Origin of the sequence: Paenibacillus sp. MY03 (genome assembly GCF_002165585.1) — a bacterium.
GTDB classification, from domain to species: Bacteria; Bacillota; Bacilli; order Paenibacillales; family Paenibacillaceae; genus Pristimantibacillus; species Pristimantibacillus agaridevorans.
Genome location: NZ_MXQD01000006.1, coordinates 185956 through 200725 on the forward strand (window position 1 = coordinate 185956; position 14770 = coordinate 200725).

Annotated in this window: 14 protein-coding genes; all 14 read right to left on the minus strand. The window is 52.8% G+C overall.

Annotated features, from left to right (window positions below):
- Window positions 1-23: 23 nt before the first annotated feature.
- The 14 genes from dnaG to yqfD all read right to left on the minus strand — a co-directional run bounded on the left by dnaG (window position 24) and on the right by yqfD (window position 14755).
- Entirely contained in the window at window positions 24-1853 is a 1830-nt protein-coding gene (gene dnaG, locus B1748_RS06850; protein WP_087567137.1) for a DNA primase, read from the minus strand.
- A gap of 70 nt (window positions 1854-1923) precedes the next feature.
- Window positions 1924-2403 carry a YaiI/YqxD family protein gene (locus B1748_RS06855; RefSeq protein WP_087567138.1) on the minus strand — a complete coding sequence of 160 codons (480 nt, stop codon included), beginning with the start codon at window positions 2401-2403 and terminating at the stop codon, window positions 1924-1926.
- A complete protein-coding gene (locus B1748_RS06860; protein ID WP_087567139.1) occupies window positions 2400-3233 on the minus strand; it encodes a pyruvate, water dikinase regulatory protein in 834 nt (277 codons plus the stop codon). The genes B1748_RS06855 and B1748_RS06860 overlap by 4 nt, the downstream gene beginning before the upstream one ends.
- Window positions 3234-3502: 269 nt before the next feature.
- Window positions 3503-5584, minus strand: a complete 2082-nt coding sequence (glyS, locus tag B1748_RS06865) for a glycine--tRNA ligase subunit beta (RefSeq protein ID WP_087567140.1) — start codon at window positions 5582-5584, stop codon at window positions 3503-3505.
- On the minus strand, window positions 5577-6464 hold the full coding sequence (gene glyQ / locus B1748_RS06870; RefSeq protein WP_087567141.1) for a glycine--tRNA ligase subunit alpha: 888 nt from the start codon (window positions 6462-6464) through the stop codon (window positions 5577-5579). Before glyQ ends, glyS begins: the two co-directional genes overlap by 8 nt.
- Before the next feature lie 329 nt (window positions 6465-6793).
- Window positions 6794-7537 carry a DNA repair protein RecO gene (gene recO, locus B1748_RS06875; protein ID WP_087567142.1) on the minus strand — a complete coding sequence of 248 codons (744 nt, stop codon included), beginning with the start codon at window positions 7535-7537 and terminating at the stop codon, window positions 6794-6796.
- Between the two features lie 86 nt (window positions 7538-7623).
- Window positions 7624-7776: a YqzL family protein gene (locus B1748_RS06880; protein WP_087567143.1), complete on the minus strand. Its 153-nt coding sequence runs from the start codon at window positions 7774-7776 to the stop codon at window positions 7624-7626.
- A gap of 107 nt (window positions 7777-7883) precedes the next feature.
- Window positions 7884-8804, minus strand: a complete 921-nt coding sequence (gene era, locus B1748_RS06885) for a GTPase Era (RefSeq protein ID WP_087567144.1) — start codon at window positions 8802-8804, stop codon at window positions 7884-7886.
- Window positions 8801-9244 carry a cytidine deaminase gene (cdd, locus tag B1748_RS06890; RefSeq protein ID WP_087567304.1) on the minus strand — a complete coding sequence of 148 codons (444 nt, stop codon included), beginning with the start codon at window positions 9242-9244 and terminating at the stop codon, window positions 8801-8803. Before cdd ends, era begins: the two co-directional genes overlap by 4 nt.
- A gap of 36 nt (window positions 9245-9280) precedes the next feature.
- Window positions 9281-9640 carry a diacylglycerol kinase family protein gene (locus tag B1748_RS06895; protein ID WP_087567145.1) on the minus strand — a complete coding sequence of 120 codons (360 nt, stop codon included), beginning with the start codon at window positions 9638-9640 and terminating at the stop codon, window positions 9281-9283.
- Window positions 9641-10138, minus strand: a complete 498-nt coding sequence (gene ybeY, locus B1748_RS06900; RefSeq protein ID WP_087567146.1) for an rRNA maturation RNase YbeY — start codon at window positions 10136-10138, stop codon at window positions 9641-9643.
- Between the two features lie 10 nt (window positions 10139-10148).
- Entirely contained in the window at window positions 10149-12389 is a 2241-nt protein-coding gene (locus B1748_RS06905; protein WP_087567147.1) for an HD family phosphohydrolase, read from the minus strand.
- 194 nt (window positions 12390-12583) lie between these two features.
- Entirely contained in the window at window positions 12584-13555 is a 972-nt protein-coding gene (locus tag B1748_RS06910; RefSeq protein ID WP_087567305.1) for a PhoH family protein, read from the minus strand.
- A gap of 6 nt (window positions 13556-13561) precedes the next feature.
- Entirely contained in the window at window positions 13562-14755 is a 1194-nt protein-coding gene (gene yqfD, locus B1748_RS06915; RefSeq protein WP_087567148.1) for a sporulation protein YqfD, read from the minus strand.
- Window positions 14756-14770: the final 15 nt, after the last annotated feature.

Below are 14770 nucleotides of genomic sequence, written 5' to 3' on the forward strand. Positions count from 1 at the left end.
TCCTCCCTAGAAGCATCATGAAGTTAACTTTTCAGCTGTCTCTCTAGGGTTATAATCTCAAGTCCTAATTGCGCCGCCAATAAGGCGTCGCCGGCACGTTCGGCACGCACCATCTCTTCTTTCTTCCGCTCGATATCCCGGATATGGGGTTCTCTAAGGATCTTGCCGACATAATCGTCCATAATGGCATCGTCTATTGGAGAATGATCATCAAGAAGCATAATGGCCGTCGCTGTCTCTTCCAGACGCTTATCATGCAGCGTCGAGATGAACCGAGCGGCGTCCGGTTCATACCCTTGCGCGTAATAGGCGTATAAATAAGCAGCAAGCGCTGCATGATCCTCAACGTTAAACGAATCGCCAATCCGTTCATGCACGGACTCGGCAATATCGCGATCACGAATCATGGCATGCAGCAATCTTCGTTCCGCATTCGCGTAAGCCGGCAATATTGGAGTTCTCCCCGGCGTACGGCGCTTTTCATTTCTACCATTATTCCACGAATTGTCGTTATTATCCCCTTGCGGCTTCTTTTTTTGCGCTTCGACGCGGATTACGTTACAATCCTGCTTCAGCGCGTCGAGCGAAATATCGAATTCGCGGGACAACTCCTTTAGATACACTTCCCTCTCCGTAGAGGATTCCACTCCTGCCACAATTTCTACTGCTTCCATCAGATAGTTTTTTCGGCCTTCTTCTTTTAGCAGTATATGGTTTTTCCTTGAATATATAAGCTTAAATTTTGTAACGGATACCGGACTGTCCACCACGTCCCGCATAAACGAGTCCGGACCGTATTCACTTATATAATCGTCGGGGTCCTTGCCCTTCGGCAGCATGGCAATCATCACCTTGAGACCGGCGCTTTCCAGCAGAGGGATCGACTTGCTGGCTGCCGCTTGTCCGGCGTCGTCTCCGTCGTAGCAGACCAGCACTTCTTCCGCATGTCGGCGAAGGATAGAGCCGTGTTCCTCCGTAAGCGCCGTGCCCATTGTCGCTACGCCGTTTTTGACGCCGGCATGCCAGGCTTTGATGACGTCCATATAACCTTCGAACAAAACAACCTGCTTGCTCTTGCGTATCGCAGCCTTCGCGTGATGCAGGTTATACAACGTTCTGCTCTTTGTGAACAACATCGTTTCCGGCGAATTGAGATATTTGGGCTGACCCTCGTCGATGATTCGTGCGGCGAAAGCCGACGCCTTGCCGCCCGCATCCCATAACGGGAACATAATCCGTCCCCGGAACCGGTCTACGTAGCCGCTGCCATCTTGCTTGGCGGACAACAGCCCGCCCTTCTCGAGTAATGCAGGCTCGTACCCTCGGCCGGTGAGGAACCGTGTCAGTACATCCCATTCGTCCGGTGCGAAGCCGATCATGAAGTGATCGATCAGCTTATCGCTTAATCCGCGTTCCCGCAAGTAACGTTTGGCCTTGTCACCCTGCTTCGTGTTGTTCAGTAAATAATGATAAAACTTGATGGATAACTCATGTGCCTCTACAAGACCTTCGCGTTCGGGATTCGGGGCGGCTCTGCCGCTTCCGTTCTCCTGCCACGTAATAGGCATGCCCGCTTCCTCCGCAAGCACCTTCACGGCCTCCGGGAAGCTGTAGCCTTCCATCTCTTCGACAAATCGAATCACGTTGCCGCTCTTACCGCAGCCATAACAATGGAAGATCTGAAGCTCCGGAGTAACCGTAAACGAAGGCGTCTTCTCGGAATGAAACGGACAAAGCCCCTTCATATATTTGCCTTGCTTCGTGAGATGAACGTATTTCCCGACCGTTTCGACGATGTCATGACGCTTTCGAACAGCGTCAATCACTTCTTCCGGTATTTTACCGCTTGTCATCGTTCATCACCTACATTCTAAGATTGCGGACGACCCGCGCACGGCAAACTTAGATTTCTAATATTATTCGCTATATGTCATGTATCTCCTGCATGCCAATCAAAACTTTTGTCAGCTTTTGTTGAAAAGTTTTTCGGTCATCGCCTGTCATTGCTTTTGGACCCTTGGTTCGCCCTCCTGCGCGCCTCCTTCTGGCGCCTTCATGCCTTCGCTCCATCAAATAATCGATGTTGGCGTCCGTGTATTGCTCGCCTCTGGGCGATAGGACGACGGTCCCTTTACCGATCGCGACGCAAGCGAGGCCAAAGTCCCCCGTAACGACAATATCGCCTCGCTTGATACGGTTCAAAATGTACAGATCGACGGATTGATCGCTGCGATCCACTTGAACAATCTCCACGCCGGGCAGAGCTTCCAGCCGATGGTCATGCGATGCGACCATCAGCACGGGCACGCCATGCTGCAGTGCCGTCTCGACGATCTCGTGCTTGACCGGACAAGAATCCGCATCAACAACGATAGAGAATCCTAGCGGCGTACTGGGTGTCATGTACGGTCACCATTCTGCCCTCGAACGTATTCCATGATCAGACTCGCCGTTTCTTCGACAGCGCGATGCGAGACATCGATGACGACGCAGCCAAGCTTGCTCATAATATCTTCCGCATATCTCAGTTCCTTCTCGATCCGGTCCGTCGTAGCGTACGCAGCCGTATTGGGCAGACCCAGCGCCTTTAGCCGTTCCTTCCGAATCACGTTCAGATAGGAGGTGTCGATCGTTAACCCGATCACCTTTCTCTTGGGAAGCTTGAACAGCTCCTCCGGCGGCTTCAGCTCCGGCACGAGCGGAACGTTCGCCACCTTGTACTTTTGATGGGCAAGGTACATGGACAGCGGCGTCTTTGATGTGCGAGACACGCCGACGAGGACAATATCGGCCTTTGTTACGCCTGATGTATCACGAGCATCATCATATTTTACCGCGAATTCAACAGCCTCTACTTTACGGAAGTAATCCGCATCGAGCACGTGGTTAAGTCCCGGTTCTTGTCTTGACTTCCGGCCGGTGCGCTGCTCCAGCGTCTCGATAAAAGGTCCCAGCAAATCAATGGCCGCAACGCCGTTCTCTTCTGTCAGCTTTCTCATGGAATCGCGCAGATGCGGGATAACGAGGGTGTATAACAGAATCGCTTGCGACAGTTTTGCTTGCTGAACAATTCTCTCCAGCGCGGCAGGCTCCGTCACGAATGGCGATCTTCGAATTTCGGCCTGAATAGGATGAAACTGGGCGATAGCCGCCCGTACGACCAATTCACCTGTATCGCCTGCCGCATCGGATACGACATAAACGATCACTTCGGACTTGACTCCAGTCACCATGAGCTTGCACCTCCTTTTCAAGTACGTGTTCAAAAAGTTCGGTTCTCAGTACCGAGAAGATTGAAGGCAACTAGAAACTGAAGAGCGGAGCGTAGCAGAGCTACGTGAGCACCTGCAATGTTTCCGAAGGAAACATACTTCGTAAGCATATGCTTAGGTTCGGTTGCGTTCAATATTCGATGTCGAGTAAGCTTCTTGGCATACTTCGTAATGGGAATTGGGCTTTTTGAACAACCCCTTCTAGTACGTGAGGTTCTCGGACTATCGCCTTACCATACCAACTTGGAAAAATCGGCGACAAGCGCGATGTCCCGCGCAATGGCGGACAGTGTGGCCAGCCGATTGACGCGTACCTTGTCGTCTTTGTCCATAACCATAACGTTGTCGAAATAATCGACGATGGCCGGGCGCAAAGCAGACAACTTTCGAAGAGCATCCGCAATGTCCTTGCGCTCCACGGCGGATAGTACTTCGGGGCGCGCCGAAATCCACGCTTCATACAGCTTTGTCTCTGTTGCTTCGCTGAACAGTGCGGCATCGAACTCGCTGCTCTCCGACTTGCCGGCCAGGTTGCCCACGCGATTGAAGGCTTCCACGACGCTCTTGAACTCCGATTTGTCGGTGGCCGTCGCCAGCGGCTGAACGGCCGCCGCCCGGCTAGCCGTAAGCGCCAGATCGTCGAATCCGACCGCCATGACGGCGTCGACAACGTCGTAGCGGTTGCCTTGCTCGGATAACCAATTCTTTACTCGAAGCGAGAAGAAATCGTTCAGATCCTGGCGAATATCGGCCGCGGCACGTTTCAGACCGCGCGCTTCGTGAACGGATAGGCCGATTTCGTACAGCTCGCCAAGAGTAAGCTTCAAATTTTGCCCTAGCAGAATTTGAACGATACCCGCCGCTTGCCTGCGCAACGCGTACGGATCCTGCGAACCTGTCGGCACGATGCCGACGGAGAAGCAGCCAACGATCGTATCGATTTTGTCCGCGAGGCTGACGATAGCCCCCTCCAATCCGGAAGGAATGGCATCGCCCGAAAACCTAGGCTGATAATGCTCGTTGACGGCTTTCGCAACGGAGTCATGCTCGCCTGCCTTCTTGGCGTAATCCTCGCCCATGATGCCTTGCAGCTCGGGGAATTCGTATACCATCTGCGAGACGAGGTCGAACTTGCAAATTGCAGCGGCGCGGGCAACTCGAGCGGCCTGCTCGGCTTCTACCTGCAAAGCGTCCGAGATCAGCTTCGAGATGTCGGTGATGCGGCGGACTTTGTCCGCTACCGTGCCCAGCTCCTCGTGATAGACGATGTTCTCCAGCTTGCTAAGCGCATGGTCGATCGTCAGCTTGTGATCCTCCGCATAGAAGAACTTCGCATCGGAAAGTCTCGCCCGCAATACCTTCTCGTTTCCTTTCGCGACAAGATCGATGCTTCTCGTGTCGCCATTGCGCACCGTAACGAAAAACGGAAGCAGCTTCCCGGTTTCGTCCAGCACAGGGAAGTAACGCTGATGCTCGCGCATGGAGGTAATCAGCACTTCTTGCGGAATTTGCAGGAAAGAAGAATCGAAAGTTCCGAAGAGCACATTTGGATATTCGACAAGGAACAGTACTTCCTCCAGCAGATCATCTTTGATCGCGATGTTCCAGCCTTTCTCCTCGCTCAAACCTTTGATTTGGGAGACGATCAGCGTTTCGCGTTCCTCGACGTCGACAATGACTTGCTGCTGGCGCAACGCTTCTTTATAATCGGCAGGCGTTGCTATGTTTGCTTCTTCGCCAAGAAACCGATGACCGCGCGTAATGCGTCCCGTCTCGACGCCGGCAATCTCAAACGGCACGACGCTATCGCCGAACAGCGCGACCAGCCAGCGGATCGGTCTTACGAATTTCAAGTCGTAAGCGCCCCATCGCATATTTTTGGGAAAGGACATCGATGTGATCAGCGTGCTCAACCCTTCGGAGAGCAAGCCGTCCGTAGGAGCTCCAATGCTGCTTTTGCGCGCATATACATACTCCACTCCGGCGAGCTCCTGGAAATACAGCTGCTCCGGCTCTACGCCCTGGCTGCGGGCAAAGCCCAAAGCGGCTTTGCTCCAGTTGCCCGAGTCGTCCTGCGCGATTTTGCGGGAAGGCCCTTTCGCTTCTTCATTGCTGTCTGCCTGTTTCTCCTCTACCTCGCGCACAATCACCGCAAGTCTTCTTGGCGTTGCGTAGGCTTCAACCTCTCCATGGCCGATCCGGTTCTCGGCGAGCCACTTCGCCGTCTTTTCCTTCAATTGATTCATCGCCGCGCGAACGAATCTAGCGGGCACTTCCTCCAGCCCGATCTCCAGCAGCAAATCTTTAGCCATTGTGCTCCACTCCCTTCTTCAGCATCGGGAATCCGAGCCGTTCTCTCTCCTCGTAATAGGTAGCCGCGCATTGACGGGCCAGGTTCCGTACACGAGTAATATAACCCGTGCGCTCCGTTACGCTGATTGCGCCTCGAGCGTCAAGCAGATTGAACGCATGAGAGCATTTAAGCACATAATCGTAAGCAGGAAATACGAGATGCTGCTCCATCGTCTTCCGGGCTTCTTCTTCATACATGTTAAAGAGGGTGAACAGCATCGCCGTGTCGGATGTCTCAAACGTATATTTGGAATGCTCGTATTCCGGCTGCAGGAACACGTCTCCGTAAGTTACGCCCTCTACCCACTCCAGATCGAAGACATTCTCCTTCTGCTGGATATAGGAAGCAAGACGTTCCATGCCGTAAGTGATTTCTACAGCTACCGGATTCGCATCGATTCCGCCAACTTGCTGGAAGTAGGTGAATTGCGTAATTTCCATGCCGTCCAGCCATACTTCCCAGCCAAGTCCCCATGCGCCTAGCGTCGGCGATTCCCAGTTGTCCTCGACGAACCGGATATCATGGTCGAGCGCGTCAATGCCAAGCCGCTTCAGGCTTTCCAGATAAAGTTCCTGGATATTGTCGGGCGACGGTTTAAGAATGACCTGGAATTGGTGATGCTGATACAGCCTGTTGGGATTTTCGCCATATCTTCCATCGGCAGGACGACGGGAAGGTTCAACATAAGCCACGTTCCACGGCTCGGGTCCGATAGAGCGCAGGAAAGTCATAGGATTCATGGTCCCCGCTCCCTTCTCCACGTCGTACGGCTGCACGAGAATGCAGTTCTGCTCCGCCCAGAATTGTTGAAGCGTCAAAATCATGCCTTGAAAATTCATGCCGTTACACTCCTTCTATATGTTTAGTGTTGCAGAAGCACGATCCGCAAAGCACGCAAAAAACCCTCGCCTCTACGTCTGCTTCCAGACATAGGGACGAGAGTATAATTCCCGCGGTTCCACCCTACTTGGCCGACCTTGCGAATGTAAGTCCGCAAGAACAACCCGCTTTCGTTCAAAGGATTCCGGAGCGCCCTTCGCCATAATAACCGCATCGGGCTTCCACCTTTCCCCGACTCGCTTAGCGGATTTCTTACGGTTACTTTCTCCATCAACATCCCATATTCATATTCCACTATTCTATGCGTAATAGGGACGATTGTCAAATGTCAAACCAATTTGTCCAATTGATCCAGAAAGTTGCGTGACTTCAAATGTAACCCCAACTGCGCGTCCATCAGAGCCCGCATGCACCGTTTGAGCTCTGCTTTCGTAGTTTCCTTAACCGTAATCGCTCCTAAGCGGCGCATATCCATGCCCTTAAACAATCGGAGCAGCTTATGTACCCCTTCGCCAAGCGGAATGCCATAAGGATCTCTCCCCTCGCAACGGCTGCATAAAACGCCGCCCGAGCCCGGCGACAGCTTGAAGGGGCCCATTACGTTGCCGCAATGCAGGCATTGTTCCAGCTGCGGTGCGTAACCCGCCAGATCGAGAATGCGCATCTCGTACAAATGCAATACGATCGCCGGATCCTTACCTTCCTGAAGAGCCGTGTAACACGCCAAAAGCTGCTCGAACAGGAAGGAGCTTGCTTCTTCCTCCTGCAAAGCGCGATCAGTCAGCTCCGCCGCATAAGAGGCATAAGCAGACAGATCGAGCTGCATGCGCAAACCATGGTGAGAAGCGATGATCTCACCATGGTTAAGCGTGCCTAAGCCGGTGCTTCGAAAAAACTGAAATTCTCCGTACGTAAACGGCTGGGCAAGCGAGGAATGCCGGCTCTTCACCTTTTTCGCGCCGCGAATGAGCACTCCGGCTTTTCCGCCCGTCTTCGTCAAAAGAGTAACGATTTTGTTGTTTTCCCCATAATCCATACAGCGGATTACGATTCCTTCCACGCGATGCAACATGCCGGCTTCTCCCCCGCGAACCATAAGCCTATTGTCCAAAAAACTTTTTGAACACGCACTATTCATACATAATACCGCTATGTCGCTTATTCTTGTACATCCATCCTTACAGCTTCCTCGTCTTGCAGAACAAGCGGAGTAGCTTCATCGGTCGTGCCGTATTGATTCACTTCCTTGTACAGCATGAAGGACTCGACGTCTCCGGTCAACGTAAAATACTTCCACGAAAAATCTCGCATTCGTATCCATCCTTTCCGCCTAGGAAATGTAGCTCCAGACGGTTATAGGATGCGATAATAGTCGCTTCGGTATCCTTAGCAAAAAACGTAAAAAACTGCATCCGGCGTTAGTCGTTGCGGAAGCCCAAATCCTTCAAGACACGCTCCTGATTGCGCCAGTCCTTCTTGACTTTAACCCAAAGCTCCAGATAGATCCGCGAGCCAAGCAGCGCTTCAATATCTCTTCGAGCCTGCTTGCCGACTTCCTTTAACAGCTCGCCGCGTTTGCCGATAATGATGCCTTTTTGCGAATCCCTCTCCACGAAAATAACGGCTCCTATATAAACAACGCCGTTCTCTTGCACGCGCATATCTTCGATCGTCACCGCAATGGAGTGCGGAATCTCTTCGCGAGTCATATGCAAAATCTTCTCGCGGACGAGCTCGGCGCACACGAATTGCTCCGGATGATCCGTAATTTGATCAGCCGGGTAATATTGCGGCCCTTCCGGCAAATATTTCGTAATCTGCTCCAGAAGCGTATTGACGTTATTGCCTTGCAGAGCGGAGATGGGTACGATCTCGGCAAACTCGTGCAGCTCGTTGTATTGCGCGATCATCGGAAGCAGCGCTTCGGGTTCTATCTTATCGATCTTGTTCATGACGAGAAAAACAGGAGTCTTGAGCGACTTCAGCTTTTCGATTATGAAGCGGTCTCCTCCGCCGAGCCCTTCCGAAACATCGACGAGAAATAACGCGGCTTCGACTTCCTTAAGCGCGCCTTCCGCGGATTGGTTCATGTAATTGCCCATTTTGGATTGCGGCTTATGGATGCCCGGCGTATCCAGAAAGACGATCTGATAATCGTCTGAAGTAAATACGCCGTGTATTTTGTTTCGCGTCGTCTGCGGCTTGTCCGACATAATCGCGATTTTTTGCCCGATTAAGTGGTTCATCAGCGTCGACTTGCCTACGTTCGGTCTGCCGATAATGGCCACAAATCCCGATTTAAATTTTTTTGCGCCGCGCGTTTTATCTTGTTCGCTCATGTTTGTTTATGCTCCTCCTTGTTTAACGACGCTGGCGTAAAGGCGCCCGGAAGCAATTCCGCTACCGTCGCAATACTCCAGGCTCCGCGCAGATTGCCCATAATGACCGGGGTATCGGGCGCGCATAATTCAACCATCACTTGTCTGCAGATACCGCATGGCGCAATGGGGCCATCCGTATCGCCAATAACCGCGATTGCCCGGAATTCGCCGGCAGACCGTCCATCCGCGATCGCGCGAAACAAAGCTGTACGCTCGGCGCAATTCGTAGGACCATAAGCCGCATTTTCCACATTGCAACCGCAATGCGTTTGTCCCTCCGCGTCTAGCAGCGCGGCTCCAACCTGAAATCCCGAATACGGCACATACGCACGCGCCATCGCTTCATAAGCTTGTTTCAGCATGGCCGAGTATTCCGGCTTAAGTCCGGTGTATTCCATCAGCATATGTCTGACAACCGCCTTCCAATCTCTGTATTAGGAGAAGAGCGCCAATAAAGGCGGACCCAGTACGAGCAGTCCAATCGTTATGGCAACAAGGGCCGCCGCCAGCACAGCGCCTGCCGCCACATCCTTGGCCGCTTTCGCCAGGGGATGCCGCTCGGGGCTGGCCAGATCGACGGCCTGCTCAATGGCTGTATTGATCAATTCGGCGCTTACGACCAATCCTATCGCGAATACGATCAGACTCCAGCGAATCGCGTCCAGCGATAGAAACAGTCCAAGTCCAACCACGATAGCGGCTGCTACACAATGAATTTGCATATGCCGCTGCGTACGGATCGCAAGTCCGATCCCCGACAACGCGAACCCTACGTTCCGGACGAACTTCGCCATCTATCTCGTTAAACCTGCTTGGCTTAACACCGCTTCTTGTTTCGCCGTCATCTCGGCTTCGGAGCTTTCGTCCTGGTGGTCGTAACCGATCAAGTGCAGGAAGCCGTGCACGAACAGAAAACCGATCTCCCGTTCCAGGGAGTGGCCGTACTCTTCGCTCTGCAGCTGAGCCCGTTCTACCGATATGATAATATCGCCCAGCATGCCGGACAAGGGATCGCTTTCGGACTCATCCTCTACTTCGAAAATGATGTCAAGCTCGTCCGCGCCGTCTTCTTGCATCGCGAACGACAGTACATCCGTCGGACGGTCGATGCCCCGATAATCCCGGTTGAGGGCATGAATGCCTTCGTCATCCGTAAACGTCAGCGCGACCTCTCCCTCCGTCAAGCCTTCAGCCTCGCCTGCCAGCTGCAGCAGCTCCGTCAGCTTGACGATCCATGCATCTTGTATATCGTGTTTGTCTTGCTCGTTATTCCAATCCAGCTGCAAAGTCATCCTGCCGTATTCACTCCTTCGTCTTGACATCTTCCGGATATTCGATTCGGGAATGGAAGATGCCGATGATGCTCTCCTTCAACGATTGCGCGATCTTGTCCAGCTCCTTGAGCGTCAAGTCGCATTCGTTGTACTGATTGTCGTCGAGGCGGCTCTTGATGATTTTGGCGATCATGGCCTCGACATGTTCCACCGTTGGATTGCGCAAACTCCGCACTGCCGCTTCCACGCAATCGGCGATGCCGACGACAGCCGCTTCTTTGGATTGAGCCTTCGGTCCCGGATAACGGAAATCGTCCTCGGTAAACGTCGGCACGATGCCCTGCTCTTCCGCTTGCTTCGCCGCCTTGTGATAGAAAAACTTGAGCGAAGTCGTGCCGTGATGCTGCTCCGCGATATCGCGGATCGGCTTCGGTATATTATGGCCCTTAAGCATCTCGACGCCATCTCGTGCATGCGCAACGATGATCGACTTGCTGAGTTTGGGATCGATCGTGTCATGCGGATTCTCCATATTGGACTGGTTTTCGATAAAATAGTTCGGCCGCTTCGTCTTCCCGATATCGTGATAATACGAGCCGACGCGGCACAACAAGCCGTCTGCGCCGATGGCTTCGGCGGCAGCTTCCGAAAGATTGCCTACCATGACGCTGTGGTGATAGGTGCCCGGCGTCTCCGTCAGCAGCTTGCGCAGCAACGGGTGATTCGGGTTTGACAGCTCGACCAGCTTAAGAGCCGACAAAATGCCGAACGTAATTTCGAAAAACGGCATCAATCCAATAACAAGCACCGCCGTCAACAAGCCGCTGGCGAATGCGAAGGATACGGAATAGATGAACGGCATCCGCTCGAGCTGCTCCGTCATCAGCAATACGGCCATCACGGATAAAGCCCCGAATAAGCTGACCATAATGCCTGCCTTCAGAATCGCGGATCGTTGGCTGGCCCGATGGATAGAGAAGATGGCGGCAAGCGAGACCACGATCACGAAGAAGCCGTATTTGAAATCAAAAAGCGTATTCGATGCCGGATTCAGGATGATGCTTCCCATGATGGTGAAAATAAATGACGAAATAATCGCCAAATGCATATCCAGCAGCAATGTAATCAGCATCGCTCCGAGAGCCGCGGGTGCCAAATAACCGGCATAGGGTACGGAATCCGTCTGAATCAGCGCGATGATCTGTATCGTGATGATGTTGATCAGGAAAATAAGCAGCAACATCAGCAGCTGCGTATTGCTGTACTTCGGCCGAAGCCCCCCGAAACCGCCGGATTGGTGCAAATACACGAAAAGTACGATGACGGCCATCAGCGACAGAATGAGCAGCCCCGCTTGCGGCCAATACGACGTCTTGTCCTGCAAGAGATTGGAGTCCGACAACAGCTTGTACAGATCCGGGGTAATCGTCTGCCCCCGCTTTACGATGACGTCGCCTTCCTTAAAGACGACCGGCTGCGTATTCTGCTTGGCAAGCGCTTTGGCTTCGTCCGTTGCATCCGTGTCGAGAAAACGATTCGGCATAATGGCGAATCTCGCCAGCTCCTGCACGATCTCCCGTTCCGTCCGATTGGACAGCGTGCTCGCATTAACGAGCTCGGCGACCTGGGTGCGAGCCGTCTCCGCTTCTCGAAGCGGCTCTAGCGTCAGCTTGCGGACGATTTCTCTTGCCACCGACCGCATCTCGGACAGCTGCTCGGATTTAAGCTGAGGCATCTTGTAGAAAGTTTCTTCCGGTATTGTATACCGCTGATCTTTGGCGACATTTTCCATCTCTTGCACAAGAGAATCGCTGAACGTTCCTTTGCCCTTATTTGCGGTGATAAATGCATCTATATGGGCATCATATTTCCCAGGAATCTCGGATCGGTAGATCGCAACCTTGTTATCGGTCGTAACTTGATCGTCAAGGTTAAGCTGCTCGATTCGGTAAAATAGTTGTTCGACGAGCGTCGCGTTGCTTAGCGGTACGATCGAATAGATGGGATCGATCTTCGCGGCCGCATCTTCTTCCGCCTGTCGAGTCGCCTTCTCGTCACGGATCTGAAAGGGCGCCTTGATTTCTTTTTCGCTGGCCACGCCTTCGGTAATATCATATGTCTCCGGAATGACATGCGGCGCCAGGCTGAAATAAAAGAGCAGCACGAACATCGCCATCAAGGTCCACTTGACAGCAGGACTCTGCCTCCAACCTTGCGTCGATCTAGCAGGCGGTTTGACGATCGGCTTAGCTGATTCACCCTGCCCCATGCACGCAACCCTTCCTTTCAAAGGAGGTTCAAAAATCCGTTTTTGATTACGAAGTAACACTCGGATGCCTATTCGACTTCGAATCTTGAATTCAGCCGGATCTTCCGTTGCTCACGTAGCTCTGCTACTCAGATTCCGGCTTCATCCAACCTTCTCGGTACTGAAAAGCGGATTTTTGAACTTCTATTTTAATTTCAAGATTTGCTTTCTGCGTCGTGGTTGTAGGCTACGATGATCTTCTGGACAAGGGAGTGCCTTACGACGTCCTGCTCCGCGAAGAAGATCATGCCGATCTCCTCGATGTCCTTCAAGATGCGCTGAGCCTCTACGAGACCCGACGACTTGCCGCGCGGAAGGTCGATCTGCGTAACGTCTCCCGTAATGACCATCTTCGAGCCGAAACCAAGTCTCGTCAGGAACATCTTCATCTGCTCCGGTGTCGTGTTCTGCGCTTCATCCAGAATAATAAAGGAATCTTCGAGCGTTCTTCCGCGCATATAGGCGAGCGGGGCAATCTCGATCAATCCGCGTTCCAGCGCTTTGGCCGTCTGCTCGGGGCCAAGCACGTCATGCAACGCGTCATACAGCGGTCTCAAGTAAGGATCGACCTTCTCTTGCAGATCGCCTGGCAGGAAACCCAGATTCTCGCCCGCCTCCACGGCTGGCCGAGTGAGCACGATCCGCTTTACGGCCCCCTCCTTCAACGCTACGACGGCCAGAACGACGGCCAAATAGGTTTTGCCCGTTCCCGCGGGTCCGATACCGAACACGATGTCGCGTTTCTTGATTGTCTTTACATAATGGCGCTGGCCAATTGTTTTGACCATGATCTTCTTCCCGCGGAACGTGGATGCAATTTCCTTCTTGAATAGATCGAGCAGCTCTTCGGCTTGCATATTGCGAGCCAAATCGAGCGCATACATGATATCTCTCTCCGTTGGCGCGTAGCCGCCTCTGACGAGCTGCAGCAAGACGGTGTACAGCTGCTCCAACGAATCTACTTCCTTCGCCTGCCCCGTAATGACGATCTCCGCCTCACGCGAGCTTATGGAAGCTCCTGACTGTTCCATGACGAGCCGTAGGAATTTATCCTGCGGACCGAATACAGCTAGTCCCTCCGCGGCGTTGCCTAGATGTACTTTTGCTGATTTTTGATCATTTTGCAACAATTCTCAGTCTCCCTGCATATGGACTAATGGCATTTCTTCTACGATGGATTGTTCTACTTCAAAAAGAACTTTCATATAAACTTTACCATTGTCCGCCTTTTCATGCAAAACAATTTCGTCCCGGATGACCGCATCCGCTCCGGCTTTCAACAAGACCTCGGCCTTCGCTTGCATCTTGCCTGCCTCGCGCGCTTCTTCTTCCGTCAATGTACGTTCCTGCATCTCGGACTCCAAAATCGTCTCTTTCATCCTTCCGAACGGCAGCGTCCAATCGCGCCAGGACACTCTTTCCTCATGCGTTACCGTTTCGGACTTGGCAAAGGGGTTGTCACCGAAGCCGCTGATCTGAAGCGCTCTGGAGCCGATCACGGCATGCCACTTCGTTTTTTTCTCACCCGTATACACCTTCACTTGCTGCGTCATAGGCGACAGAATTTCGTATTCGTACCAGACCAGTCCTCGCACGCTCCCCTTGGCCACGACCGTTTTGTTGTACGTCTCATTGCCGATGATGCCGGAGATCAAGGTTTGTCCTTTTTTTACGCGCGTATTTTTTTTCACCAACGGCTTACCCGCTTCCGCCACGATCTGCGTCACTACCGCGTCCGTCGATGCAATCAGATGTCTGGGACTATTTAGCGCGGCTTGCTCGGGAAGCGACATTTCCACGACCCGGATGGTTACTTTCGTCCCCTTCTTCTCCACTCCGATCCATGTCGTACCCGGCAATGCCGTCACGAGCTTCTTGGAGATGACGTCCGCATCCTGCAGCCTGAACGACCATTGCAGCGTATACAGCCCTTCGGCCTTGGCCGCTTGTAAAATATCTTCCTTAGGCATTCTTTCATTGCCGACAACGTCGATCCTCCAAACCAAGGAAGAGAGCAGGAAAATCAGGAGAAAAAACAACGCGAGGCCGCCTGCGAACCAAATGCGTTTCTCCGCCTTTGCCATCCAGAACGGCAGGCCGTTCCGCTTCACGACGTGAACGCGACAGCCTGTCTGCTTTAAATACGGGCGAAGCTTAAAAAAGTCTCCAACCGACACCTCAAACCTTAATTTTCCGTTGCTTGTCCATGATATGGCAGAGAGAGACAGTCCGCCCTCCAGCGCCCGATTGACAAGCTCCTCCGGCCGTCCCCCTCTTGCCTCAACGACGACGACTCCTTGCAGCCACGTTACGCCTTGACCTTTCATCGTAAATTCCCTCCC

Coding starts and splice junctions, on each gene's coding strand:
- dnaG (WP_087567137.1), bottom strand. CDS start 1,853: ATGACAAGCGGTAAAATACCGGAAGAAGTGATTGACGCTGTTCGAAAG.
- B1748_RS06855 (WP_087567138.1), bottom strand. CDS start 2,403: ATGACACCCAGTACGCCGCTAGGATTCTCTATCGTTGTTGATGCGGAT.
- B1748_RS06860 (WP_087567139.1), bottom strand. CDS start 3,233: ATGGTGACTGGAGTCAAGTCCGAAGTGATCGTTTATGTCGTATCCGAT.
- glyS (WP_087567140.1), bottom strand. CDS start 5,584: ATGGCTAAAGATTTGCTGCTGGAGATCGGGCTGGAGGAAGTGCCCGCT.
- glyQ (WP_087567141.1), bottom strand. CDS start 6,464: ATGAATTTTCAAGGCATGATTTTGACGCTTCAACAATTCTGGGCGGAG.
- recO (WP_087567142.1), bottom strand. CDS start 7,537: ATGTTGCATCGCGTGGAAGGAATCGTAATCCGCTGTATGGATTATGGG.
- B1748_RS06880 (WP_087567143.1), bottom strand. CDS start 7,776: ATGCGAGATTTTTCGTGGAAGTATTTTACGTTGACCGGAGACGTCGAG.
- era (WP_087567144.1), bottom strand. CDS start 8,804: ATGAGCGAACAAGATAAAACGCGCGGCGCAAAAAAATTTAAATCGGGA.
- cdd (WP_087567304.1), bottom strand. CDS start 9,244: ATGGAATACACCGGACTTAAGCCGGAATACTCGGCCATGCTGAAACAA.
- B1748_RS06895 (WP_087567145.1), bottom strand. CDS start 9,640: ATGGCGAAGTTCGTCCGGAACGTAGGGTTCGCGTTGTCGGGGATCGGA.
- ybeY (WP_087567146.1), bottom strand. CDS start 10,138: ATGACTTTGCAGCTGGATTGGAATAACGAGCAAGACAAACACGATATA.
- B1748_RS06905 (WP_087567147.1), bottom strand. CDS start 12,389: ATGGGGCAGGGTGAATCAGCTAAGCCGATCGTCAAACCGCCTGCTAGA.
- yqfD (WP_087567148.1), bottom strand. CDS start 14,755: ATGAAAGGTCAAGGCGTAACGTGGCTGCAAGGAGTCGTCGTCGTTGAG.